The sequence below is a fragment of the Mesorhizobium sp. WSM4842 genome (assembly GCF_055901575.1).
In genome coordinates this window covers 2408820-2432749 of the sequence record NZ_CM148372.1, presented here as the reverse complement: position 1 = coordinate 2432749, position 23930 = coordinate 2408820, and the positions used below count along the sequence as shown (strand labels likewise).

Genomic DNA, 23930 nt, shown 5'->3' with positions numbered 1-23930 from the left:
TCCCGGCATCTGAGTGCCACAGTGGGTTTGCTGTCAGGCAACCCGAGCAAAGGAGCCATCCGCCATGAATGTTGCCACCGTGGGCCTTGATCTGGCCAAGCGCATTTTTCAGGTTCATGCCGTCGACGCGTCTAGGGGCGTTGTCGTGCGCAAGGCCCTGCGGCGTTCGCAGGTCCTGCCGTTCTTCGCCAAGCTACCGCGCTGCCTGATCGGGATCGAGGCCTGCGGGACGTCACATCACTGGGCTCGAGAACTGACGGAGCTCGGCCATGAGGTCCGTTTGATGCCGCCGAGCTACGTGAAGCCTTATGTGAAGCGCGGCAAGAATGATGCGGTGGACGCGCAAGCGATCTGCGAAGCGGTGACACGCCCGACCATGCGCTTCGTGGCGATGAAGTCGGCCGAGCAACAGACGGCCCTGTCGCTTCACCGCACACGCAATCTTCTGGTCAAGCAGCGCACGCAACTCGTGAACATGATCCGCGGCTTGTTGGCTGAGTTCGGCATCGACATTCCCCAAGGTTTGGAGCGGGCGCTCAGGCTGGCGCGCCAGATCGCTGCGAAGGAAGCGACGCCGGAAGTGCCGGCAATGGCAACGCAGGTTCTCGGTCTCCTGTGCGGGCAGGTGCTCGACACCCATGTTCGTCTCCAGGCAATCGACCGTTCGATCAGTGCTCTCCAACGAACCGACGATGTCGCACGACGCTTGTCGACGATCCCCGGTATCGGTCCAGTAGGGGCTACAGCATTGGCCGCATCCGTTGCCGATCCGGGGCAGTTCCGCTCGGGTCGAGAGTTCGCCGCCTGGCTCGGGCTGACACCTTCCCAGAACTCGAGCGGCGGCAAGGATCGGCTCGGCCGCATCACCAAGATGGGCGACCGGTATCTGAGAAAGCTCCTGGTGGTCGGCGCGACATCGTTGATCCGTCGGGCGAGATACAAACCGGAGAACAGCGGATCCTCGGCTTGTCGCGTTGCTCGCCAGGAAACCCGTGCGCTTGGCGAGTGTGGCCGTGGCGAACAAGATGGCCCGTGTGGTCTGGGCGATCATGCTACGCGGCGAGACCTATCAAGCTCGCCATGCCGCGAACCTTGCGGCGTAAGGTTGCGAAGAAGACGATATTTTAAGGACAGAGAACAGTTCGAGCCGATCGATCGGCTCCATGAGGTTGTGAGAGCGACGCGACGTGATGGCGAGACCGGTCAGGCCGGGAACAGGGACAACCCGTCGAATGTCCGAGGCATCATAGCCTGATAAGCAGATTGGGACCCAGTTCGCCGACCCCATCAGGGCCAGCAGTCTCGAATGGCTGCATCAACAGGCCGGACAGAAGACTGCACCCGACCAACGCGCCATAATGTCGAATTGCCCCTTGCATCGCGGGAGCCATCCACAGAGGACATTCAATTCCAGGACCGACTCCGACATTTGCAGTTGCCGGTTGTTCAGTGCCGCAACGGAGCTTATCGGATCACGGACGCTGCCATCGTCGTTGTTAGCGAGTTACATCCGTTGTCTGCAGAGCAAGATGGTGGCTGACGACCGGCGGGAGTGATCCTTTGTGAAATTTCATGGCCTCGCGCTGCACGTCGGCATCGGCCTTTGAGACCCGCTTGTGCTGGCGAAGATGTTCGGCCCAGGACTCGACCATGAACCACTCGAGGATCCGTTCGGGGTCGGCCGCGTCTTCGGTCACGCCCCAGGAGAAGGCGCCGTCGCGCCGACGTTCTTCCGCCAGCCGTCCAAGCAGGCCGAGGAATTCCCGCTGGTCCTTCTTCTCGATGCGATACTCGATCAAGATCAGCACCGGTCCTCGGTCATGCGCGACCGGTTCGGCGGTCAGCGGTTCCGGCCAGTGGTTCGAGGCGACCAAGTCTTCTTCGCCTGCGGGCAGCTTGATGCGGTGTAAGGCGACGGCGACCAGGGCGAGGCCGACCCCAGCTGCGATGAGGGTCGCCGAAATATCGACCTCCTGCGCGACAAGTCCCCAGACTAGGCTGCCGCCGGTCATGGCGCCATTGAATACGGTAAGATAGACAGCGAGCCCGCGCCCCCGGACCCAGTTGGGCAAGATCGCCTGCGCCACGCCGTTCAGCGTTGTCAACGCGACGATCCAGGCCACGCCGAACAGCAGCAAGGCCAGGACCGCCGCCCATTGCGGAGGCGCGAAGGCTAGCGCGGCCATGACGATAGCGGCGGTGACCGATGCACCAAGCATCAACGCGTCGGAGTCGAAACGTTGCCTGACCCGCGGCAGAACGACCGCGCCGACAATGGCGCCGGCGCCGACGGCGCCAAGCAGGATGCCGTAGAAGCTTGCATCGCCGCCCAAAAGGTTTCTGGCGACCAGCGGCAGCAGCGCCCAGACAGCACTGGCAAAGGCGAAGAACAGCAATGCGCGGAACAGTACGACATGCAAAGAGCGGCTGGCGCGGGCGTAGCGCAGGCCAGCCCGGAAAGCTCCAAAGAAATGTTCTGACAGGGCATCGTCGGCATCGGCGGGCCGGCGCCACCACACAAGCGCAGCGATGACGAACAGACAGCTCAGCACATTGACGCCATAGGCAAGTGCTGCACCAAACGCGGCAAGCAGCAGGCCGCCGGCCGCGGGGCCGATAGAGCGCGCGATATTGATGCCGAGCGAGTTCAGCGCCACGGCACTTTTGAGTTCCGGCCTTGGCACCAGTTCGGGAACGATTGACTGCCAAGTCGGTCCCATCAGTGCCGCACCTATGCCACCAATGAAGGTGAGCCCAATCAGCGAACTCACCGTCAGCAGGCCAAACTGCGACATCATCATTAGCGCCGCGCTCACCAGGGCCAGCAGCAGCTGAATGGCAAGGAGGAATTTTCTGCGATCGAGGATGTCCGACATCACCCCGGCTGGGATGGCGAGCATGAAGATCGGCAACGTGCCTGCCGCCTGCACCATCGCAACCGCCGCGGGCGAATCCGACAGGTCGGTGACGAGCCACGAACTGGTGACATCGCGCATGAAGCTGCCAGTATTGCCGAGCACGGTTGCCGCCCACAGCACGGCAAAGACGGGCTGGCGCAACGGTGCGAAAGCGCCGGAGGAGACAGAGGGATTGGGCCGCGCGGGTGCCGGTTCTTCTGTTTGGTTGCTCAACTTACGCGAGCCTCACAGATCCGTCGATCAAGCGCCCATGGCCCTCATTCATCTTTGTTGAGGTCGTGCCAGGCCACGAGCAGGAAGCCGCCCACGAGGCCGAGATGCTCGAAAAAGGCATTTGCGGCCATGAAGCGTTCCTGGCCGACAGGCAGTTTCCAGAAGCGAAGGGCGATGAACGTAGCCATCAGCGTGAACGCCGCCAAACCCAATGCACCGATCCAACGGTAGAAGCCTGTGAGGATCATGGCCGCCGCGCCGATTTCGAACAAGATGACCGCGATCGCGAACAAGGCTGCGGGTTCGAGGCCAAAATGCTGCATCTCGGCAATGGCGCCCGAAAAGTCCGTTGCCTTGTTGAACCCGCCTTGCAGATAGGCGGCGCACAAGCCAAGGAGTGCAATCCAGTACAGGGCGGACGAGCCAAATACAGGCCGGAACACCGCGGCAAGTCTAGTTTCCAGGTCTTTGAGAAAATCCATCTTTGTCTTGTCCCCACTTCGTAGATCCGGGCCATTCAAAGCCGGCTCAAACAGCCCAGCAGGCACAGCCCAGCGCACCCCAAAACGACTTCAAGTCTGAAGCGGGCGCGTTCGACCCCCACGCCGCGGCGTGGGCGTGACCGTGCACGTTGCACGACCGTGCACAGCCGCAGGCCGTGGCGGCGAGGGCGTATTTCTGCATGCCGCCGGCATCGGCCCGCTTCTGATAGCCGCCGTAGCTCCTGACCGGCGACCAGTCGGGCATCGGCGCCGGTAAGGGCGGAGCGAGGTCCTTGAAGTCGCCGTCTGCGTAGACAGGCGTGCCGCCGAGCAGGGTCAGCACCGAGGTGATGTCCTGAATTGCGTCTTCCGGCACGGAGAAATAGTCGTCGGAAAGGACCGCCAGGTCGGCGAGTTGCCCTGCCTTGATCTGCCCTTTCTTGTCCAGTTCGGTTGAGAACCAGGTGTTGGCTTGCGCCCAGAGACGAAGCGCCTCCTCGCGATCGAGGCGGTTCGCGCTCGGATAGAGCGACAGGCCGCCCAACGTCTTGCCCGTCACGAGCCAGGACAGCGAGACCCAGGGATTGTAGGAAGCCACCCGCGTGGCGTCGGTGCCGGCTCCCACAGGGACGCCCGCCGCGAGCATCCGGCGGATGGGCGGCGTGTGCTCCGCGGCCTTATTGCCGTAACGCTCGACGAAATACTCACCTTGGAAGGCCATGCGATGCTGCACGGCGATTCCGCCGCCAAGTGCCGCGATACGGTCGATGTTGCGATCCGAAATCGTCTCGCAGTGATCAAACAACCAATGCAGGCCCTCGAAAGGAACGTCTTTGTTCACCTTCTCGAACACATTGAGCGCTCGGGAAATTGTCTCGTCGTAGGTGGCATGCAGCCGCCACGGCCAGCGGTTTTCGGCCAGGAGCCTGACGACCGGCGCGAGATCGCTCTCCATGTTCGCAGGCATGTCCGGCCGCTCGACGCGGAAATCCTCGAAATCGGCCGCGCTGTAGACCAACATCTCGCCGGCGCCATTGTGGCGGTAGGTGTCATCGCCTTGTCCCGGCTTGACCTGCCCAGACCAGCTTTGGAAATCGGCGAGCTCTTCCTTCGGCTTCTGCGTGAAGAGATTGTAGGCGATCCGGATGGTCAACAGGCCTTCGCCATGCAGTTCCTCAACGATCTTGTAATCGTCTGGATAGTTCTGGAAACCGCCGCCGGCATCGATCACACTCGTCACGCCAAGACGGTTGACCTCGCGCATGAAATGGCGCGTCGAGTTCTTCTGGTATTCCGGTGGCTGCTTCGGGCCCTTGGCCAGCGTGCCGTAGAGGATCGCGGCGTTGGGCTGCGCCAAGAGTAGGCCGGTCGGATTGCCGTTGGCGTCACGCACGATTTCGCCCCCTGGCGGGTTCGGCGTCTCCTTGGTGTACCCCACGACCCGCAATGCAGCGGCATTGAGCAAGGCGCGATCATAGAGGTGCAAGATGAAGACGGGCGTATCGGGAGCGACAGTATTCAGTTCGTCGATCGTCGGCAGCCGCTTCTCGACGAACTGATGCTCGGTGAAGCCGCCGACAACACGCACCCATTGCGGCGGGGGCGTGCGATGAACCTGCTCCTTGAGCATGCGCATGGCGTCTGCCAGTGAGGGCACGCCGTCCCAGCGCAATTCCATGTTGTAGTTCAGCCCGCCGCGAATGATGTGCATGTGGCTGTCGATCAGGCCGGGGATCGCACGACGTCCGCCAAGGTCGATCACCTGTGCATCCGGACGGACAAGCGCTCGCATGTCCTGCTCGGTTCCTACCCCTACGAACTTGCCGTCCGCGATCGCCACGGCGTCGGGGTTTGGATTGGCGCTATCGAGCGTCGAAAAGCGGCCGTTGACCAGGATGAGATCTGCTTTCATCGAAGACTCCGTCTGAGCGGATGAACGACGGGCGGCTCCGCCAATCAAGGCTGAGGCACCGAGCGCTGCGGCTCCGGCATTGAGGGTTCGGCGGGTCAGGCTCATGACAGCGTGTCCGCCTGGTGTACCGACGATGAGGGCCGCGAGGGCAACTCGCCGAGCACATGGGGCGCGCACTCGGAGGAAAGCCAGGATGTCGTCACGGGATCGCCGGAAAGCAGCCTCTTGGCGATCGGCACCACCTGCTCGCCGATCAGGATGCCGAGGAGCCCGACCAGGGCCACGATCGGTGGCGCGGGAGATCGGACGTTGAGGAGCGCGTAGATCACACCGACCAGAATGCCGGCGGAAAGCAAAATCAAATAGAGCTTCATGTCATTCACCCCTCGCTTGCTTGAGGCGGCATCCGGCAGGATACCGAACGGGTATTTGGTTCGCTTAGCCCGCCTCGCTGGCGTGCTCGCCAAGCATGGACTTGGCGTAGATGATGCCGAGTCCGTAAGCGCCGCCGAATTGCTTTGCGATGCCCGTGGTGAGTTCGTAGGTTTCGCCTCGGGCCCAATCGCGTTGCAGTTCCAGCAGATACTGGAGCGAGGTCATCGGCCGGGCGCCCGCCTGGACCATGCGGTCCATCGCGCGGTTGTGCGCCTCAGCAGAAACGTCGCCGCAGGCGTCGGAAATCACATACACCTCGAAGCCCTGTTCGAGCGCAGACAGCGTGGGTCCGACGATACATACTGAGGTCCACAGGCCGGCGATGACTAAACGCCCTTTGCCGATCTCATTGACGCGTTTGATGACGGCGGCGTCCTCCCAGGTATTCATCGAGGTACGGTCGAGCATTGCCTGACCTTTGAATGCATCCACGATCTCGCCGAACATTGGCCCGGAGAAACTCTTCTCCGCGACGGTGGTGAGAATAGTTGAGACGCCGAAGCCGGCGGCCCCATGAGCGACCAGGGCCGCGTTGTTTCTGAGCGTAACGGCATCGATCGAATGCGTCGCGAATGCCATCTGGGACTGGAAGTCGATCAGGATCAGAGTGTGGTCGTTGGGTGAGATCAGGCCTTTGCCTGGGGTCGGGGTGGCTTTCGGCATGGGTCAGTGCTCCTCCCTAAAGGATTTTTCCGGGCTGCTTAGGAACGCAGAGGCAGCGATGGCAGCCCACCGCCGCGACCAGCGGCTTAGATGATGCTGTCAGCCAGGGTTGCTTTGGCGAGCGGCACCGGCTCAAGCGGGATATTCCGTCCCTTGAGCGGCACACCCACGATTACGACTTCCACATCGCCCGCGCCGCTGAACTTCTGGCGCACTTCCTCGGACAACGCCAGTTGCATGATGACGTTGCGATCGAGCCCGCGCACGCCGCCTCGCTGCACGGGAAGTATAGTGAACGTGCCCCCGTAGGAGGCATTTTTGGGATCTTTCCGTGAGCGCAGGAAGACACGACAGCACAGTGGATGGATCACCACATTCGATCGCTCGAACCGCAATACCCGCGGTATGCGCGTGGCGCTCTTGAAGCTGCCTTCCACCGCCAATGTGACTCCGGTTCCGTCTTTCAACACGGGATCGGGCAGCTTGCGCGGCTGGATTGCATATTCGTCGAAGACATAGCCAAGCTTTCGTGTATCAAGCAGATCCTTTACCGCGATCGTCTCCAGATGACCCTTCTCGTTGACGATCTGGTAGCTACGCGTTCTCCAAGCTTCCTCGCTCGGATCTCCCGCTGCGCCCCGCGTGGACCGCCATAACTCCCACATACGATCCACGTTGCCGTGATGTGCACTGAACAGCGGCTCGAAACCGGCAGTGGCAAACATGCCCATGTTGCCGCCCACCCAGTTGTGCACATTGTTGTGGAAACTCTGCTCTAGGTTGCCTTCGATCATGTCGCCACTGGCGTTGTCGTAAGGGTACCCCCCGAACGCGTAAAACGACTCCAGCGAGAGGGCGCCTTCGACATCTAGAAAGTCGTCGGGCAACTCGTCGTCGGGGCTCATTTCCCGCGTCGTATCGAAGAGTGGATTGTCGTTGCCCCAATACGCGGCTGGAATGCGGCGGTGGCGCGTAGCGTCCCAGTATGGAAGCGCGAACTGCGGCTCCTTCAGCGCATCGCGCATCACGCGCTCGAGCGACCACAGGAACACGCGATGCCAGGTAAGGAAGTCCCATCCCCAATGCACCTGCAGGTCAGGGCTTACCGACGAGCAGAACAGCGCGTGCTGCACGGACAAGGCATCCCAACCAGTGGGGTCAAGCGGACTACGCACACTTCGCTTGCGTAGCATGCCCACCCCGTCCCTCAACAGTTGGACGTAAGGATCGTTGGCGGCCAACCCGCCGATGCTTCGACGCACCGGAATACCTTGGGGCGCTGTCGCGGCCGACGTCCATTGGGTCGCTCCGAGCGAGCCGAGCGCAATGCCGGACACTGCAGCGGCGGCGCCTGCGAGCAAGCGGCGACGCCCAACGTCGCTCAGAGATGTTTCGGCAAGTGCAGCTGCTGGACTCTTGTCATCAGGTGCCATGTCACTTCTCCGTCGTCTTCTAGCAGCTGGCAAGCGTCCACACTTGCGACCACCACCGAAGGGATCGGCTTACGCTGCGGCACAATACTCTTTATAAGGGCCGGCCGCATAGACGAGGCCGCCGCCTTCCGCCGAGTGCTCGAGTGCCTTAATCAGCGCGAGAAAGCTACGTTAGACGGAGACGGGAGCGGGAGGTAATTTACGTCGATGCACGTGTAGATCCCGGAGATCGACGGCCTGGCCGCACATCGGACGGGCATAGAAGCACATGGGACAGGCATAGAAATGGTCGATCTCGCTCACAGGTTCCTCGCCGTGCCGGCGCCCTGTGATCCGGGGTCCGAGATCTGACAGTTTCGTCGGAAGCGAAAGAAGAAGCCCCTGTGAAAAGGCGATTATATTATTTGACAGACCTTGATACGATCGGGCAGCTAGCGCTAATCGCGATCCTTCTTGTCTCTTTTGGCCTGCTCTTCTCGGGCGGTGGCATGGCGCTTCCCGTCGATGGCCAACGTCCTATAGAAGGACTTGTCCTTCTTGGCCTGCCCTCGCTGGGTGAGGGCGTGGGTTTGGTGCCTATGCCCGAACGTCGCCTTGAACCACGTTATGATGTTGTCCAGCATTGGAACCCTCTATCGGCCAGGATACTAGCGACTGTTGATCGCCATGGCGAGAAGGTAGCGCGGAACGTTGCCCGACGAATGGCCTGGAAACCGGGTGCGGCGGCTTGTTGGAGTCGTCGCGCGCGGTCGCTGTCGATGTCGCCGATCTTGAGATTGCAGACCTCTGACGCCCTCAGCCCGGCTCCATAAGAGATGCTGAGTGCCGCGCGATACTTCAGGCCCGGCCCCGGGGCCGCCATCAGCAGGTTGGAAACCTCCTCGATTCTCAAGACCACGGGCAACTTCTGCGGCTGGCGGCGAAACTGCATATGCCGCTTCAGGTCCTCGCGGCCGCAGGTGATGCCGATAAAGAACCGCAGCGCCACGATGCGGGCGTTGAAGGTGGGCGGGGTAATCCCCGCATTGGCCATGTGCAACTGGTAGGCGCGCAGGTCATCCGGCGTCGCCGTGTCCGGAGATCGCTTTAGAAACCTGGCGAAATCCTTGATGGCTCGGATATGAGCCTGCTGGGATTTGTCGCCCATCCCGCGGATGCGCATGTCTTCGATCGTCCGCTCGCGCAGCGGGGTGGTCCTCTCCTCTGTCATGGGAACCTTCTGTCTGATGATTGAGAACACCCCAATCGTCAGCCAGGACCGCAAACCCACAAATGCACGGCGTTCAGATCATTGCTGCACCCTCACCACGGGCGCCATTGCCGCGCGAGCGGCTTGGTCCAAGGGTCAATTCTTCCGGTCTGCGAACAGGAAGGACGCGCCATTTCTTGACATTCCCGGCGCTTTCCGAAGCTGACCTTCGCGCAAGGGCTCGAGCCGACCCGCTCCAGTCGTTCGAACTCGAGCGCCCAACGGCGCAAGTCGACCAAAACGTGCAATCCACGGGCCTCTAAATCGCGTTAGCCAATAATTGCGAAGGCTAGTAGAAATGGGCCCTGGAGGTACCAGCACAGCCATGGGCGAGGAGTATGTTGAGCGTCGGCTGGCAGCCATACTGGCTGCCGACGTCGTTGGCTACAGCCGGCTGATGGAGGCAAATGAAGAGCGCACTTTGGAAGCGCTCCGCCAGCATCGCCGTGAGTTCTTCGATCCTACCGTCGCCAAGCACGGTGGGCGCATCTTCAAGGTGATGGGCGACGGCTTTCTGGTCGAGTTCGGCAGCGTCCTCAACGCAGCGCGCTGTGCTGTTGAAATCCAGCGCGGCATGCTCGAGCGCAATGCCGGCGTCCCCGAGGACCGGCACATCAAATTCCGCATCGGCATCCATCTGGACGACATTATCGTCGACGGCGAGGACTTTTATGGCGATGGCGTCAACTTGGCGGCACGGCTCGAAGGTCTTGCCCGCCCGGGCGGGATTGCCTGCTCGGCGGTGGTGCGCAACCAGGTCGGCCACAAGCTCGAATTGGAATTCGTCGACCAGGGTCAGAAGACCGTCAAGAACATCGTCCAGCCCGTGCATGTCTATTTTGTCAATCTTGCGAGCCCACCTGCGGATGGCGCCCCCCGGGCCGCGACGGACAGTCAGTCACGGATGCGCTCCGACAAGCCGTCGGTGGCGATCCTCCCCTTTACCAACATGAGCAACGACCCTGAGCAGGAATTCTTCAGCGACGGCATCACTGAGGACATCATCACCGACCTCTCGAAGGTTTCGGGCCTGTTCGTGCTCGGCCGCAACACGGTATTCACCTACAAGGGCAAGGCCGTCGACCTGGAAGGCATCGCCAAGCAACTGGGCGTTGCGTATCTGGTCGAGGGTAGCGTCCGCAAGGCCGGAAACCGTGTCAGGATCAACGCCCAGTTGATCGACGGCTCGACCGGCGGCCACCTGTGGGCGGACCGCTTCGACCGCGACCTCTCTGACATCTTCGCTGTTCAGGACGAGATCACCCACGCCATCGTCGAGCAACTCAAGGTCAAGCTTCTGCCGCAGGAGAAGAAAACAATCGAGCAGTCGCCGACCGACAGCGTCGAGGCCTACACTCATTATCTGAGAGGCCGCCAAATCTTTCACTCAGGGACAAGATCGTCGCTGACGCTTGCGCGACGAATGTTCGCAAGAGCTGTCGAATTGGACCCGCGCTATGCCCGTGCTTATGCCGGCATCGCCGAGTGCGATTCGCGTCTCTATTCCAAGCACGGCGTCAGGATGCCCGTCGATGAAATCCTGGCGACCATTGACAACGCCCTGGCAATAGACCCGAATCTAGCTGAGGCTCATGCCGCGCGCGGCTATGCCCTGATGGTAGCCGACCGCCGCGCCGAGGCGCCCTCCGCTTTCCAGCGGGCGCTTGCCCTCGACCCCAATTGCCATGAAGCGCATTATCATTATGCGGACTTCTGTGTGACCGCAGGTGACTTCCAGAGGGCTGCGGAGCACTACATTCGCGCTCTGGAATTAAAGCCCGACGACTATCTTTCCCCGTGTCTCCTCTTGAATATCCTGCGATCGCTCGGGCGCACTCAGGAAATGGAAACTTATGCGCGCCTCGGCTTTAAGCGAGCCAAAGAGGCTCTCAACCTGCATCCGGAAGAATCCAAGGCTGCACAGATGGCCGCAGCTGCGCTCGTGACATTGGGTGAAGGCGACCACGCGAAAGAATGGCTCGCGCGAGCGCTAGCGATCGATCCCGACGACAGTGGTGCTCGCTACAACGCTGCTTGTGTCTATTCGTTGCTGGGGGAGCCCGACCGAGCGATCGACCTTCTGGAGACGTACTTGCAGCAGGTGGGGCCTGACCTAAGGCTGCGGTTCAAGAACGATTCCGATCTTGACCCTATCCGTAGCCATCCCCGCTATCAGAAGCTGCTTGCACTGGCGGGATAGCGAAAGGTGAACTGAAATGCCTCCTTATTGCCGCTTCTCGCTCCGTCTTCCCGAGAAGGCGAACGACGACCTTCCACGGCTTTCATGACCTTCTGCCAGGAAAATGGAAAGGCGAGGTTCACGATTTCGCGTCGAGCAATGACGCGATCGCGCCTCATTGCCGCCGTTGCCTGATCTCTTCCGAGAACGTGCCTATCTTAGGCTAGTGCCCGTTATGCCGGGCGGTCAGAGGTACGGTTCGGCATCAAGCTGCGATTGCTGCTCATTGTGGCCTTGCCGGTGTTCGGAAAGTTACCACATAGCAGCATGAGGCAACAAACCAGCCCTCACTTCCAGAAGGCGCGGGTCTCTTCGAGGTTTCGCCACAAGGCCTTTGCGCCGACCCAGCCAAATTCGGCGCGCGCCTGGCTCGCCCCGATCACCCATCCGACGGCACGCTGCGTGTCCGGACCACCAGCGCCGGGCGCTTCCGCTCCCGACAGCATGGTTCTGACGGTCGCCGCATCGTTCAGATCGCCGAAGACCGTCTGAAGTTTCTTCAAGCGTTTCAGGAATGGATCGACACGCTTGGCCGGGTACAAGGGAGAGAAGAACTCGACCGCATAGCGCAATTTTTTGAGCTCCTTCCGCAACTCGTGGCGCTGCTCCACTGTCAGTGTCTCAAGTCCGCGTGCACGCTTGCCAACCTTCTTCCAGCGCTTGCCGAGCGCCTGGCTGGCCAACTCCGCGACCGGCGCCGCCAGCCGTCCGGTCTGGTCGAAATCCTGCGGAACGAGCCAGCCTCGGGTCTCCACGAACCGCGCCAGATCGATCAGGAACGCCTGTACGCGCCCGGCGGCGAGAAGTTTGCGAAGGGGCTCGCGCAGCTCCGCCGCTTGCTGTGAGAGCGCATGCGAAAGGGCGGAGAGTCCGGCTTCATCCGGATGAGCCACTGCCTCTCGCTGCACGATATCGTTCGCCACCACGTCGAGATCCCTGAGACGCCCGACCTCCTGGCCAAGCCAGCGGGCCTCGTCATTGAGACGTGCCGTTTCCGGACTCCTGACCACGGCGGCGAAGACGGAATACACGCTGCGCAAGCGGCGCAAACCAATCCGCAACTGATGCGGTCCCTCGGGGTCATCCAGTTGCCGAACCACCGTGATATTCGTGGCGATCTGGTCGAGGCATTCGCGCAGCATGTCGCGCGCCGCCTGCTCGGCGATCTGAGCCGGATCGAGCGCGACGTTCACCGCGTTTCGGGGTGCAAGCGGCAGATCGATCCGTCCCTCTTCGGCGAGCAGATAGCCGCGCGCCGCCTTGGAAAGCCGGGAGAACCTCAAGCCCCCATCGGGAAACAGCGCGTGCGCGATGTCGAACAATCCGCCGGGGCTGCCCTCGATGAGTTCGATCTCCACTTCATGCAACTTGGCCGAACGCTCGCCGGCGCGGATTTCGCCGACGTCGATTGCCAACTCCGCGCGTGTGCCGTCGTCAAGCGAAAGTTCGCTGGCGGAGCGCCTGATCACGGTCTCGCAGACCGGCTGAAGCGGCGCGCCACTCACGCGATGGACGACCTCCTCTCGGACTGCTGCGTCCGGAATCGCTTCGAGGCACAGCCGCCCACCCGGAGCCGGGTTCTCCACCTCGCCAACCTGCGAGAGGCCGCCATGCAGCTCGGCCCTGGTCTTGACAGTCTGTATCCATCGCCGCCCGTCGCGCCGGAGCCTAAACGCGATCCCCGCCTTCTTCAGCGCGTGTTCGGGAGTGTCCAAATAGATGCTTCTGAGCGTTCTCGTTTTTGGGCTGCCGCTGGCCAGCTTCAGCGCCTTCGCGCGCCGCCAAAGCTCGCTCGACGTCAGTTCGTCGAGGAGAAATTTCAACTCAATTTCGCGCATGTGACAGATTTGCGACAGCTTTGTTACAGCGCTAACGCATCCGGCACGCACCCGCTAGCGACGGCAGGGTGTAACACGGGAAGCTGTCGCGTGCTGCAGTTGTGGGGCCCATCTTGTATGGCGCGCCGGAGAGGATGAAACTGAGCACTGGAGCGTCTTTTCTTCTCCGATTCCTTCAGCCAAAGAGGCTGAACGCTTGTCGAAGAGCCGTCCACTGCATCATGAGCGGACCTCTACGGACGATCTCGCTCAACTGACATGGAAAATGAAATTGACAGCGAATAGGGCCAGCTTTTGCGCGGCATAAGGTGTATTCTGTCAAGATGCCGATTTACCATATCACACCATGGAAACCGGCACTGAAAATGCCTGAAGATATGAAAGGTTGCTGATACATGCCGGCTAGTAAGGACGCCACTCGGCGGGCCTTGCGCTTCCCGGTGCTCGCTAGCCTTTCAGGCTATCAGCCGGGCTGGATCCGAAGCGATGTCTCCGCCGGGCTCGCCGTTGCCGCAGTTGGGCTTCCCAGTGCCATCGCCTATCCGGCGATAGCGGGGCTGCCGCCTGAGACCGGCATTTACGCCAGCATAGCGCCGCTGATCGCCTACGCGTTCTTTGGCCCCTCGCGTCAGCTCATAGTCGGTCCGGACGCGGCAACGATGACGGTGCTTGGGGCGGCTTTGGTCGCCGTTACAGCGAGCATACCAGCCGGACTTGCAGTGGACCGCACTGCGGTCGCTGCAATCCTCGCGCTTGGCGTGGGTTTGTTTTGCTTGGCGGCGTGGGTGCTTCGGCTCGGCGTTCTTGCGACCTTCCTGTCGCGTCCCATCCTGACGGGATTCTTCATCGGCGTCTCGTTTTCGATCCTGGTTGGGCAGATCGATCGCTTTACCGGGGTGGACATTGAGGCGGAAGGTCTGCTCAGACCGGTCCTCGAACTTCTGCGCAAGGCCGGATCGATACATTGGCCGTCTCTCGTGCTTGCCTTGGGGATGTTCGGTTTGTTGCAGATCGTGCGGATCATTCGCTTTCCGGTTCCCGGGCCAGTGCTGGTTGTGGTGCTCTCCGTGGTGCTTTCGGCGGTCTTAGACCTTGAAGGACGCGGCATCGCTGTGGTCGGCGATATCCCTACGGGTCTGCCCTCGCTGACGTTGCCACGGATCGCTGACCTTCCGTTCGAAACGTTGGCCCTGGGCGCTGCGGCGATCTTCCTCGTGAGCTACGGCGCGGGCGTTATTACGGCCCGCAGCTTTGGGGCAAAGGGCGGCTACCCGGTCGATCCGAACCGCGAACTCATCGGATTTGGTGCTGCGAATATAGCCGCTGGCCTTTTCGGCGCCTTCCCGGTTACAGCTTCCGACTCGCGCACGGCAGTCAACCTGACCGTTGGCGGGCGCTCGCAAGTGACAAGTATTGTGGCCGCCGCGACGTTGATCGCGACACTGCTGTTTCTTGGGCCGGCCCTCAGGATTATCCCGATCCCCGCGCTCGGTGCCATTCTAGCGGCAACCGCCATCAACCTGATCGACCTCGCCGCCCTTCGGCAGATTTGGCGCGTCAGCCGCATTGAGTTCGTCTTCGCGATCATTGCGATGTGGGGACCGATCAGCCTAGGCGTCCTCAACGGCGTTGTCATCGCGATCGGCGCGACGCTGGTCTATGTTTTGCGCAAGCTGATGTTTCCCCGCGACGCTATGCTCGGCCGTGTTCCAGGCCATGACGGTTTCTACAAACTGCATCGAACGCCCGAGGCCCGTCAGGTACCCGGCCTCGCCGTATGCCTCATTCAAGGCAGCCTGCTGTTCTTCAACACCGACTACGTCGCATCGCGGCTGCGGTCCCTTGCCGAGGAATTGCCGGCCGACACACGCTGGCTGCTGATTGATGCAAGTGCAATTTCCCAGATCGACAGCTCGGCAGCGGCAATGCTGGAGGAGCTATGTGACGAATTGCGCAATCGCGGGATCAGGCTTGGCGTAGCGGAGCTTCACGCCGAAGCGCGCGATATCCTTGTTCGCGCCGGCGTGATCGAGCGCATTGGCTCCGACATGGTCTTCGACATTCTTGAGGACGCGTATCATGCGTTCGAGGCCCAGGCATGACAGATCGAGGCGGACCGTGTCCTGCTCTCACTTAACTGTCATATTAATCGTTGTGCGCAAAGGGAGGAAAACATGGGTAAGAAGGACAAGGCGGCCACGATTTCCGAACCGATCGAGGGGAAATCGGGAGGAAAAAAATATGCGAAAGAACTCGCCCGGTTGCAGGTCGAGCTTTCCCACCTTCAGGCCTGGGTAAAGAAGTCTGGTGCCCGCATCTTGATCATTTTCGAGGGCCGTGACGCCGCCGGGAAAGGCGGCGTGATCAAGCGCATCACCGAGCGCGTCAGCCCACGAGTGTTCCGCGTCGTCGCCCTGCCGGCTCCGACCGATCGGGAGAAGACCCAGATCTACATTCAGCGTTACGTCCAGCACCTGCCCGCCGGAGGCGAGATCGTGATATTCGACCGCTCCTGGTACAACCGTCCTGGCGTTGAACGCGTCATGGGCTTCTGTAGCGAGAAGCAGGTGCGGCGCTTTCTCGAACAGGCGCCAGGTTTTGAAGCCACCCTTGTCGAAAGCGGCATAACGTTGCTCAAATACTTCCTCGATGTGAGTGAGGAAGAACAGGAGCGGCGTTTCCGACAGCGGGCCGACGACCCCGTTCGACAGTGGAAACTGAGCCCGATGGATGTCGAATCGTACAACCGCTGGTGGGATTACACCCGCGCTTACGACGAGATGATCCGTGCAACAGACACAAGGCATGCGCCCTGGTGGATTGTGCCGTCAAACGACAAGAAGCGCGCGCGCATCAACTGCATTTCGCACATTCTGAGCTCCATCCCCTATGAGCGCGTCGAGTTCGAAAAACCTAACTTCAGCAAACGCCAGAAGCGGCCCGACAACTTCGTGGACGATGCAACTCCGCGCAACGTGGTGCCGGACGTGCTTTGACCCAGCTATACACGCAGTTCAGAACCATTACCGGTTCCTATTTGCTTTCGGGCTCCCAATTTAAGAAGAAGCCGACGTCGCCAGGGATTCCGCCGGGGAAGTTAATAATCATGGCCTTGAGTTTGTAACCTTGCGGCTTCGCATTCTTAACATAACGTTCGTACAACTGCTTGGCCTTACCCTGTAGCGTTTCAGTCCATTGCGGATCAGCACTGTTGATAGCCCGGCCGCTGTCGGTGCAAAGGTCCGACGGAAAGCTGTATACTAGTGCTTCGTACTTGCCATTCTTGACGGCATTCATCACGAGGCGGCGAACCATTGCAAGTTCATCATCACTCACTTGGTCCTTTAGGAAGCTGTTTGTGAACTTCGTGAGTTCCTCATTCTTCCGCGCTCGCAGCTTTTCTTCCTTGTCTGCCTCCTCCATTTGCTCTTGCAGGAGGGCCATACGAAGCTGATCCGCACTCGGCGGCGGCGTATGTATGTCTAAAGCCGTGTCTTTGATGTTGGCCATTTCTTGATCCTCCCAAAACAGTTTGAGTATTCGACACCGAAGATGAACGGCGTTTTGCCAGCGTCGATCTCGTTCGATGGCCTCAGTTCATGCCCACCCAACCGCAAGACGTAAATCAGCAGGGTAGTCGACTGAGGCAGGCTGCCAGCCGCACGTTGAAGGGATCGGCCGCCGCGGCAAGAAGTCTTGTCTTCGCAGTCCAGCTACCATTCCATGATGCCATGTGGGCACATCAAGGTCAAATTCGCGATAGGCGTAGAATGTGTCGCGACAGGCCGCGCTAGTAGCAATTACCGGAATCGGCTTCCCGGGGCGAGCATGGGCGATAGGACCTGTTTGAGTGATACCCATTGCCATAATACCGGTCGCCATAATACCGGTTGCGGTAATACCGGTCGCGGTAATACGGTTCGCCATAATAGGATCCGCCATAATAGGATCCGCCATAATAAGGTCTGCCATAATAAGGTCTGCCGTAATAGGGTCCGCCGTAATACGGATCGCCGTAGAAGCCGCTTCGGTAATACCCGCCGTAGTAGCCGTTGTTGTTGGCGATCATGCTGCCGAGCAGCGCTCCAGCGACAAATGCGCCGGCGGGGAACCAAAAGTCGTTGTGCCTATGGTATCCCGGACGATAGTGGCGGTAGCCGCGATAACCCCTGTACCAGCCATCTCGAATTTGGATGACATCGGACCGCGCGCTTTGTGCCCTGGGCACGAAGATCGGTGCGGCATCAACTGGAACAGTGCTCGTAAGTGCAAAAGTGGCGACCAGGGAGGTCGCTATGCCTGACAGGAACCTCATGATCGCGTCCTCGCTGGTGGCAATGTTTGCCGTATGCGAAACGTCGTCATTAACTGGAAGAAACGTCGTCGATCCAAATTTTGTTCCCGAGACCGGCAAATTGTCTCAAGCCGCTCCGAACCTTTGACGGTCAGACAGGCCGCCGTCCCCAGAGCTACGGGCGCCGGCAACATCGATTCGCCTGCGTCCGGATGGGGATCCCCGCCGCCGAAAACTCCCGATGCGTTTTAAGCGAGAATACCAGACCCAGTGAGTAGATGATCAGTTCGGTGGGGTTGCCCAGCGTCGCATTGAGAAGGCCGCCCACCCGTATCGCCCGTCTTGGTCGCCACCGACTCGGTGGCGTAGCTCAGCAGCGCGGCCAGCGGCACGATCGCCAGCACGGAAAGCACAAAAAGCAGCGTGTGTGCTTCGGGCTCGAGTGCTTGGGCGACGAACACCGCAGGCACAAAGGCCAACAACCAGAGAACGGGATTGTCACGGATTTCTTTGAGCAAGGGGGGCCATGGATACGATCAGCGAAATACTGCTTGTCTTAGAACGAGCGCTGGCTGGTCCATGGCTTCAACCCCGCTAGCAGGCTTCCGAGCCATCAGTGCTGGTTGCCAAAAATGTCAGCTATCAGGCAGCGAAATGGGCTGATGAAGGGCGGCTTCGGGTCAACTTATTCCGTAGCGCGAGCGAATCTGGACGACTGGAACGGGTCGAAATCGGTATTTCGTCTTCGGTACCATCAGATTTTCAACACTATTGTCTATTTCGCACCGAGCCTGGCCAGCACGGCCTTGGGGATGTTGTATTCCCGGATCACCGCGTCGTGCTTGCGCAAGCCGCACAATTCGCGCTGGATGAAATAGCCGTGGACGGCCTCCGCAGCGTCCTTGAGCAGCCGGGCACGTTGTTCGCCCTCATCGCCATGTTCACGCAACCGCGCCAGCGTTTCATCCACGCGCCGGCCGGCGCGGCCGAGCGCCGCCGCCTTTTCGCCGAGGATTTCATGGCCGAGCAGGTCGAGCGCGCTCTCCCGCGCTCCCGACCGTCCGAAATTCGATGGCATTCGCACCGACATGATCCACTCCGGTTTTTGCTGAAATCTGGCCCTACTCCGCCGGCCGCGTCTCCTCCAGCACGCTCTCCTCGTTGTATAGGAAGCCGCCGGACTGCCGCTTCCACAGCCGCGCATAGAGCCCGTCGAGCGCCACCAGTTCGTCATGCGTGCCTTGTTCGACGATGCGGCCGCCGTCGAGCACCACCAGGCGATCGAGTGCCGCGATGGTCGACAGCCGGTGCGCGATGGCGATGACCGTCTTGTTCTCCATCAGCCTCGCCAGATTTTCCTGGATGGCCGCCTCGATGTCGGAATCGAGCGCCGACGTCGCCTCGTCGAGTATCAGGATCGGCGCGTCCTTGAGGAAGACGCGGGCGATCGCCACGCGCTGGCGCTGGCCGCCAGACAATTTCACGCCGCGCTCGCCGACAAAGGCCTCGTAGCCCCGGCGATCACGATTGTCGCGCAAGTCGAGGATGAAGTCGTGCGCCTCGGCCTTCTTCGCGGCCGCGACCACCTCGGCGTCGGTCGCGTCCGGCATGCCGAGCTTGATGTTGTCGCGAAGCGAGCGGTGGAAAAGCGCAGTATCCTGGCTGACGACGCCGATATTGGCGCGCAGCGAATCCTGCGTCACCTTTGAAACATCCTGGCCGTCGATGGTGATCTTGCCGGCCTCGAGGTCGTAGAGGCGCAGGATCAGATTGGCCAGCGTCGTTTTGCCGGCGCCCGACGGCCCGACCAGCCCGACCTTCTCGCCCGGCCGCACGACAAGGTCGATTCCATTGAGCACGCCGAACCCCTTGCCGTAGTGGAACTCGACCTGTTTCACGTCGATGCGGCCGCCGGCGACGACAAGCTCCCTGGCGTCAGGTGCGTCGGTCAGGCCGAGCGGCTGCGAGATCAGCGCCTTGGAGTTCTCCAGCACGCCGAGATTCCGCAGGATGCCGTTGAGCTGCATCATCAGCCGGCCGAGCAGCATGTTGAGCCGCAGCACCAGCGACAGCGTGAAGGCGACGGCGCCGACGGTGATCGAGCCTTCGAGCCAGAGATAGACGGCAAAACAGGCGATCGCGGTGATCATGATCCCCGACAGCGTCGTCAGCGCCATGCGCACGCCGGTCAGCCTGCGGGTGAACGGGCGCAGCGCTTCGAGATAGATATCGAAGCCGCTCCTGATGTAGCGATCGTCGCCGTCGGCGGAGAACAACTTCAGCGTCTGCACGTTCGAATAGGAATCGACGATGCGGCCGGTGATCATCGAACCGGCCTCGGCGGTTTCCTCGGCATGCTTGCGTATCGCCGGCAGATAGCGGTTGGCCAGCCAGCCGAAGGCGGTGATCCAGATCACCACCAGCACCGCCAGCCGCAAATCGAGGCCGGCGACCAGCACCAGCGTCGTCACCGTATAGACGACCATGAACCAGACGACCGCGATGAAGCTTTCCATCAAATCGCCGGTCGCCTGCCCCGCCTGCCAGACCTTGGTCGCGATGCGGCCGGCGAAATCGTTCTGGAAGAAGGCGTAGGACTGGCGCGAGACATGACGGTGCGCCTGCCAGCGCACCAGATTGTAGAAGCCGGGGGTGATGGTCTGCTCGTCGACCAGCGCCGCCAGGCCGACGACGATGGTGCGGACGACCAGCACCACGGCGGCCATGAAGACAAGTTCGGGACCGGCGGCAGTCCACAGCGCATCCCAGCTGCGCTCGCCGGGGAGCTGGTCGAGAATGTCGACCAGCCTCCCGACGAAGTAGAACAGTCCAGCCTCGACCAGCGGCGCAATACCGCCGATGACCAGCATGGCGAAGAAGGCGACCTTCGCCTGGCCGACATAGTGCCAGAGGAAACCCCTGACGCTGACCGGTGGCCGAAGCCCCGCGGGCTCCCTGAACGGATAGACCCAGTTCTCGAACCAGCGATAGACGGCAATCATCATTCGGCGGCCATCATTCTGCTGCCCATCATTCTGCTGCTTGACCCCTAGCGATGGCATCGTTGGCGGCAGCACCGTCGTCGAGCAGGAAGCCGCCCGATTGGCGCTGCCAAAGCTGCGCATAGAGCCCGCCGCCGGCGACGAGTTGCTCATGCGAACCTTCCTCGATGATGCGGCCCTTGTCCATGACAACGAGCCGGTCCATCGCCGCGATGGTCGAGAGCCGGTGCGCGATGGCGATGACGGTCTTGCCTTGCATGAGCTGGTAGAGGTTCTCCTGGATGGCGGCCTCGGCCTCGGAATCAAGCGCAGACGTCGCTTCGTCGAGAATGAGGATCGGCGCGTCCTTCAGCATAACGCGGGCAATGGCAATGCGTTGCCGCTGGCCACCGGACAATTTGACGCCGCGATCGCCTACATGCGCATCGAAACCCGTGCGGCCACTGGCGTCCGAAAGCCTTGATATGAAATCAAGTGCCTCGGCGCGGCGTGCTGCCTCGACCAGCATCTCGTTGCTGGCGTCCGGCCGGCCATAAAGGATGTTCTCGCGCACCGAACGATGCAGCAGCGAGGTGTCCTGCGTGACCATGGCGATCTGGGCGCGCAGTGAATCCTGCGTCACCGCCGCGATTTCCTGGCCATCGATCAGGATCTTGCCGTTTTCAAGGTCGTAGAAGCGCAAGAGAAGGTTGACCAGCGTCGACTTGCCGGCCCCCGAGCGGCCGACGATGCCGACCTTTTCGCCCGGCTTCACCGTCAGCGACAGGCTCTCGATCACACCCTTCTGCTTGCCGTAGTGGAAGCGGATGTCCTCGAAACGGATCTCGCCCTTGGTCACGGCAATGTCCTTGGCGCCAGGCCTGTCTTCGACGACACGCGGCAGCGAGATCGAGCTGATGCCGTCCTGCACCGTGCCGATATTCTCGAACAGGGTGGACATCTCCCACATGATCCATTGCGACATGCCCCACAGCCGAAGAACGAGGCCGATGACCAGGGCGACGGCGCCGATCGTCACCGCCTGGCCGAGCCACAGCCACAGCGAGATCGCGGTCACCGAGAACAACAGCAGCGAATTCAGCATGTAGAGCAGGCCGTAGAGCTGCGTCACCAGCCGCATCGACCGGTAGACCGTATCGAGAAAGCCGGCCATCCCTTCCCGGGCGAAGGACGCCTCGCGGCGCGCATGCGAGAACAGCTTGACCGTCTGGATGTTGGAGTAGCTGTCGACGACGCGGCCGGTCATGGTCGAGCGCGCGTTGGCCTGCTCCTCGCCGACCTTGCCCAATCGCGGGATGAAATTGCGCAAGAGCAAGACATAGCCGGCAAGCCAGACGGCAAGCGGTGCCGCCAGCCGCCAGTCGGCCGAGCCGACGATGAACAGCATGCCGAGGAAATAGACCACGACATAATTGAGCACGTCGATGAGCTTGATGACGCACTCACGCACGGCGAGCGCGGTCTGCATCAGCTTGGTCGCGATGCGCCCGGCGAACTCGTCCTGATAGAAGCTCATCGACTGCTTGAGCAGGTAGCGATGCACCTGCCAGCGGATACGCATCGGATAATTGCCCATCAGCGTCTGCTGGCTGAGGAGCAAACGAAACCAGACCGTCGCCGGCAGCGCGAACACCACGATGAAAGCCATGCCGGCGAGCTTCCAGCCCTCGGTCTGCAGGAATGTCTCGCGGTTCTGCGCCGACAGCCAGTCGACGATCCGGCCCATGAAGCCGAACATCCACACCTCGGCAAGGGCGATAGCCGTCACCAGCATCGCATCGATCGCGATGTAGGGCCAGGCACCGCGCGTATAGTGCACGCAGAAGGCGATCAGCGTCTTCGGCGGCTCGACCGGCTCCTCGGCAGGGAACGGATCGAGCCTTGTTTCAAACCAGCGGAACATTGTCTTGGTACTCATGTGCTTGTTTTCGCTCACGCGGCGCGGAGCGCGTGGCATCTTTGGAGCGCGTAGCGTCAAAGACCGGCGTGCCGGAATCACCCGGGCCGCCGGTCCTGCTTCGCGCAATATAGGTTGTCGCGGGCTTTTCGCCGACAGGCTCGTTTGACGATCCTGACAGCGCTGTGTCGACGACCCGGAGTGTCGCGACGGTCTCTGCGCCAGGCCGGATCAGCCTGATGATCCGGCGCACCAGCGACGGCCGGCTGCGGTCGGGAACCGCGCGCGAGAAATCGACGTCCGGCAGCATGCCGCGATGCGGGCGCCGGCGGGTCTCGGCGTGAGCCGCAGACGAATAGGTTTCGCCGATCAAAAGCGCCCAGGTCGCCATTCTGCGCTCGTGCAGGTTTCTTGAGCCGGGAATCTTGCAGGGATCGAACATCGGTCCGTCCTCCATGTGAAAATACGGAAAAAAGTCAGGCCTGTTCGCGCGCGAATGGCCGGCGAAAGGCGGGGATTGAACAGCGGCGTGTTCAGGTGGGGCGTTCAGCCCCTTCGACAGCTTGAAAAACATCGCAGGATTCCTTCGAAGGCCGAAAAAAGGGTTTCGGCTAAGAATCGGTGCGATCGAAGTCTAAAAAGTCAGGAGAATCGTCGTACCGAAACCGCCGGCAGGCTGGTAAGCCCACAAGAGGGGCGCTGGATGTGCATGATCATCATGAATTACCCCTCCATCGGTTCGGGTTGACAATGCCCGGCGTATAGCCGACTTCGCAGAAAATGACCACCCGCCAGTCCAGCAATTTCCAAAACCGCGAACCTGCTGTGGCCGATCTGCCACTTATTAGCAGGATGCGGAAATGAACAACCGTCTCCGCATCGCGCTCTACCAGCCGGATATCGCCGGCAACACCGGGACAATCCTGCGCTTCGCGGCTTGCCTCGGTCTCGTCGTCGACATCATCGAACCGGCCGGCTTCCCGCTCTCCGACCGTGCGCTGAAACGGGCCGGCATGGATTATCTCGAAATGGCGGCGCTGACCCGGCATGTCGACTGGCACGCCTTCGAGAACTGGCGCAGAGCCGAAGCGCGGCGGCTGGTGCTGCTGTCGACCAGGGCTGCGACCGCCTATACGGATTTCGTCTTCGCCGACGCCGACATTCTTTTGTTCGGCCGTGAATCCGCAGGCGTGCCGGATCCTGTCCACGACGCGGCGGATGCGCGACTGATCATCCCGATGCAGCCGGGCACGCGCAGCATCAACGTCGCGCTTTCCGTCGCCATGGTGGCCGGCGAGGCGATCCGGCAGCTCGGATAGCATTCGCAGACCGTCAGTGGGCGCAGCGAACACGGC

19 protein-coding genes and 2 pseudogenes are annotated in these 23930 nt (G+C 61.2%); 5 read left to right on the top strand and 16 right to left on the bottom strand.

Annotated elements, in window-relative coordinates:
• Nucleotides 1–64 precede the first annotated feature (64 nt).
• Nucleotides 65–1103 (top strand): annotated as a pseudogene (locus tag AC0NIE_RS11735) (IS110 family RNA-guided transposase).
• A gap of 393 nt (nucleotides 1104–1496) precedes the next feature.
• Here AC0NIE_RS11735 and AC0NIE_RS11730 read toward each other — a convergent pair.
• From AC0NIE_RS11730 to AC0NIE_RS11695, 8 genes are all read right to left on the bottom strand, one after another.
• A complete protein-coding gene (locus tag AC0NIE_RS11730) occupies nucleotides 1497–3131 on the bottom strand; it encodes an MFS transporter (protein ID WP_473486793.1) in 1635 nt (544 codons plus the stop codon).
• A 44-nt stretch (nucleotides 3132–3175) separates the two neighbouring features.
• Entirely contained in the window at nucleotides 3176–3613 is a 438-nt protein-coding gene (locus AC0NIE_RS11725) for a DoxX family protein (protein ID WP_473486794.1), read from the bottom strand.
• A gap of 46 nt (nucleotides 3614–3659) precedes the next feature.
• On the bottom strand, nucleotides 3660–5630 hold the full coding sequence (locus AC0NIE_RS11720) for an amidohydrolase (protein ID WP_473486795.1): 1971 nt from the start codon (nucleotides 5628–5630) through the stop codon (nucleotides 3660–3662).
• Nucleotides 5627–5899: a XapX domain-containing protein gene (locus AC0NIE_RS11715; protein WP_473486796.1), complete on the bottom strand. Its 273-nt coding sequence runs from the start codon at nucleotides 5897–5899 to the stop codon at nucleotides 5627–5629. Before AC0NIE_RS11715 ends, AC0NIE_RS11720 begins: the two co-directional genes overlap by 4 nt.
• 64 nt (nucleotides 5900–5963) lie before the next feature.
• Nucleotides 5964–6623, bottom strand: coding sequence for a hydrolase (locus AC0NIE_RS11710; RefSeq protein ID WP_473486797.1), 660 nt, complete (start codon nucleotides 6621–6623; stop codon nucleotides 5964–5966).
• 86 nt (nucleotides 6624–6709) lie between these two features.
• Complete coding sequence (locus AC0NIE_RS11705) at nucleotides 6710–8056, bottom strand: tyrosinase family protein (RefSeq protein WP_473486798.1); 1347 nt, start codon at nucleotides 8054–8056, stop codon at nucleotides 6710–6712.
• A 437-nt stretch (nucleotides 8057–8493) separates the two neighbouring features.
• On the bottom strand, nucleotides 8494–8679 hold the full coding sequence (locus AC0NIE_RS11700; RefSeq protein ID WP_473486799.1) for a hypothetical protein: 186 nt from the start codon (nucleotides 8677–8679) through the stop codon (nucleotides 8494–8496).
• Nucleotides 8661–9296, bottom strand: coding sequence for a tyrosine-type recombinase/integrase (locus AC0NIE_RS11695; RefSeq protein ID WP_473486800.1), 636 nt, complete (start codon nucleotides 9294–9296; stop codon nucleotides 8661–8663). Before AC0NIE_RS11695 ends, AC0NIE_RS11700 begins: the two co-directional genes overlap by 19 nt.
• A 334-nt stretch (nucleotides 9297–9630) precedes the next feature.
• On the opposite strand from AC0NIE_RS11695, the gene AC0NIE_RS11690 reads away from it, so the two are divergent.
• The gene (locus AC0NIE_RS11690) at nucleotides 9631–11505 is read left to right on the top strand and encodes an adenylate/guanylate cyclase domain-containing protein (protein ID WP_473486801.1); all 1875 of its coding nucleotides are present in this window, start codon (nucleotides 9631–9633) and stop codon (nucleotides 11503–11505) included.
• Between the two features lie 326 nt (nucleotides 11506–11831).
• On the opposite strand, the gene AC0NIE_RS11685 is transcribed toward AC0NIE_RS11690, so the two are convergent.
• Complete coding sequence (locus AC0NIE_RS11685; RefSeq protein ID WP_473486802.1) at nucleotides 11832–13382, bottom strand: CYTH and CHAD domain-containing protein; 1551 nt, start codon at nucleotides 13380–13382, stop codon at nucleotides 11832–11834.
• A gap of 395 nt (nucleotides 13383–13777) precedes the next feature.
• Here AC0NIE_RS11685 and AC0NIE_RS11680 point away from each other — a divergent pair, with 395 nt between their 5' ends.
• Together AC0NIE_RS11680 and ppk2 are read left to right on the top strand one after the other, a co-directional pair.
• Complete coding sequence (locus tag AC0NIE_RS11680; protein ID WP_473486803.1) at nucleotides 13778–15484, top strand: SulP family inorganic anion transporter; 1707 nt, start codon at nucleotides 13778–13780, stop codon at nucleotides 15482–15484.
• A 72-nt stretch (nucleotides 15485–15556) separates the two neighbouring features.
• Complete coding sequence (gene ppk2 / locus AC0NIE_RS11675; RefSeq protein ID WP_473486804.1) at nucleotides 15557–16378, top strand: polyphosphate kinase 2; 822 nt, start codon at nucleotides 15557–15559, stop codon at nucleotides 16376–16378.
• Nucleotides 16379–16415: 37 nt separating this feature from the next.
• Here the strand turns inward: ppk2 and AC0NIE_RS11670 are convergent, their stop codons facing one another.
• The 7 genes and pseudogenes from AC0NIE_RS11670 to AC0NIE_RS11640 all read right to left on the bottom strand — a co-directional run bounded on the left by AC0NIE_RS11670 (nucleotide 16416) and on the right by AC0NIE_RS11640 (nucleotide 23017).
• A complete protein-coding gene (locus tag AC0NIE_RS11670; protein ID WP_473486805.1) occupies nucleotides 16416–16892 on the bottom strand; it encodes a histidine kinase in 477 nt (158 codons plus the stop codon).
• 280 nt (nucleotides 16893–17172) lie between these two features.
• Nucleotides 17173–17697: a hypothetical protein gene (locus AC0NIE_RS11665; RefSeq protein WP_473486806.1), complete on the bottom strand. Its 525-nt coding sequence runs from the start codon at nucleotides 17695–17697 to the stop codon at nucleotides 17173–17175.
• Between the two features lie 256 nt (nucleotides 17698–17953).
• Nucleotides 17954–18194: pseudogene (locus tag AC0NIE_RS11660) on the bottom strand (calcium/proton exchanger); the annotation flags it as partial.
• Nucleotides 18195–18451: 257 nt separating this feature from the next.
• Complete coding sequence (locus AC0NIE_RS11655; protein ID WP_473486807.1) at nucleotides 18452–18766, bottom strand: DUF6665 family protein; 315 nt, start codon at nucleotides 18764–18766, stop codon at nucleotides 18452–18454.
• 31 nt (nucleotides 18767–18797) lie between these two features.
• Complete coding sequence (locus AC0NIE_RS11650) at nucleotides 18798–20681, bottom strand: ABC transporter ATP-binding protein (RefSeq protein WP_473486873.1); 1884 nt, start codon at nucleotides 20679–20681, stop codon at nucleotides 18798–18800.
• 25 nt (nucleotides 20682–20706) lie between these two features.
• Nucleotides 20707–22581 (bottom strand): ABC transporter ATP-binding protein, encoded by a 1875-nt coding sequence (locus AC0NIE_RS11645; RefSeq protein WP_473486874.1) that lies wholly within the window; start codon nucleotides 22579–22581, stop codon nucleotides 20707–20709.
• Nucleotides 22565–23017: a hypothetical protein gene (locus AC0NIE_RS11640; RefSeq protein WP_473486808.1), complete on the bottom strand. Its 453-nt coding sequence runs from the start codon at nucleotides 23015–23017 to the stop codon at nucleotides 22565–22567. The genes AC0NIE_RS11645 and AC0NIE_RS11640 overlap by 17 nt, the downstream gene beginning before the upstream one ends.
• Before the next feature lie 418 nt (nucleotides 23018–23435).
• Here AC0NIE_RS11640 and AC0NIE_RS11635 point away from each other — a divergent pair, with 418 nt between their 5' ends.
• The gene (locus AC0NIE_RS11635) at nucleotides 23436–23894 is read left to right on the top strand and encodes a tRNA (cytidine(34)-2'-O)-methyltransferase (RefSeq protein WP_473486809.1); all 459 of its coding nucleotides are present in this window, start codon (nucleotides 23436–23438) and stop codon (nucleotides 23892–23894) included.
• Nucleotides 23895–23930: the final 36 nt, after the last annotated feature.

Excerpts from the sequence above, each read along its gene's own strand:
- AC0NIE_RS11725 (WP_473486794.1), bottom strand. The coding sequence starts at position 3,613 with ATGGATTTTCTCAAAGACCTGGAAACTAGACTTGCCGCGGTGTTCCGG.
- AC0NIE_RS11720 (WP_473486795.1), bottom strand. The coding sequence starts at position 5,630 with ATGAGCCTGACCCGCCGAACCCTCAATGCCGGAGCCGCAGCGCTCGGT.
- AC0NIE_RS11715 (WP_473486796.1), bottom strand. The coding sequence starts at position 5,899 with ATGAAGCTCTATTTGATTTTGCTTTCCGCCGGCATTCTGGTCGGTGTG.
- AC0NIE_RS11710 (WP_473486797.1), bottom strand. The coding sequence starts at position 6,623 with ATGCCGAAAGCCACCCCGACCCCAGGCAAAGGCCTGATCTCACCCAAC.
- AC0NIE_RS11705 (WP_473486798.1), bottom strand. The coding sequence starts at position 8,056 with ATGGCACCTGATGACAAGAGTCCAGCAGCTGCACTTGCCGAAACATCT.
- AC0NIE_RS11700 (WP_473486799.1), bottom strand. The coding sequence starts at position 8,679 with ATGCTGGACAACATCATAACGTGGTTCAAGGCGACGTTCGGGCATAGG.
- AC0NIE_RS11690 (WP_473486801.1), top strand. The coding sequence starts at position 9,631 with ATGGGCGAGGAGTATGTTGAGCGTCGGCTGGCAGCCATACTGGCTGCC.
- AC0NIE_RS11685 (WP_473486802.1), bottom strand. The coding sequence starts at position 13,382 with ATGCGCGAAATTGAGTTGAAATTTCTCCTCGACGAACTGACGTCGAGC.
- AC0NIE_RS11680 (WP_473486803.1), top strand. The coding sequence starts at position 13,778 with ATGCCGGCTAGTAAGGACGCCACTCGGCGGGCCTTGCGCTTCCCGGTG.
- ppk2 (WP_473486804.1), top strand. The coding sequence starts at position 15,557 with ATGGGTAAGAAGGACAAGGCGGCCACGATTTCCGAACCGATCGAGGGG.
- AC0NIE_RS11670 (WP_473486805.1), bottom strand. The coding sequence starts at position 16,892 with ATGGCCAACATCAAAGACACGGCTTTAGACATACATACGCCGCCGCCG.
- AC0NIE_RS11665 (WP_473486806.1), bottom strand. The coding sequence starts at position 17,697 with ATGAGGTTCCTGTCAGGCATAGCGACCTCCCTGGTCGCCACTTTTGCA.
- AC0NIE_RS11655 (WP_473486807.1), bottom strand. The coding sequence starts at position 18,766 with ATGTCGGTGCGAATGCCATCGAATTTCGGACGGTCGGGAGCGCGGGAG.
- AC0NIE_RS11650 (WP_473486873.1), bottom strand. The coding sequence starts at position 20,681 with ATGATGATTGCCGTCTATCGCTGGTTCGAGAACTGGGTCTATCCGTTC.
- AC0NIE_RS11645 (WP_473486874.1), bottom strand. The coding sequence starts at position 22,581 with ATGTTCCGCTGGTTTGAAACAAGGCTCGATCCGTTCCCTGCCGAGGAG.
- AC0NIE_RS11640 (WP_473486808.1), bottom strand. The coding sequence starts at position 23,017 with ATGTTCGATCCCTGCAAGATTCCCGGCTCAAGAAACCTGCACGAGCGC.
- AC0NIE_RS11635 (WP_473486809.1), top strand. The coding sequence starts at position 23,436 with ATGAACAACCGTCTCCGCATCGCGCTCTACCAGCCGGATATCGCCGGC.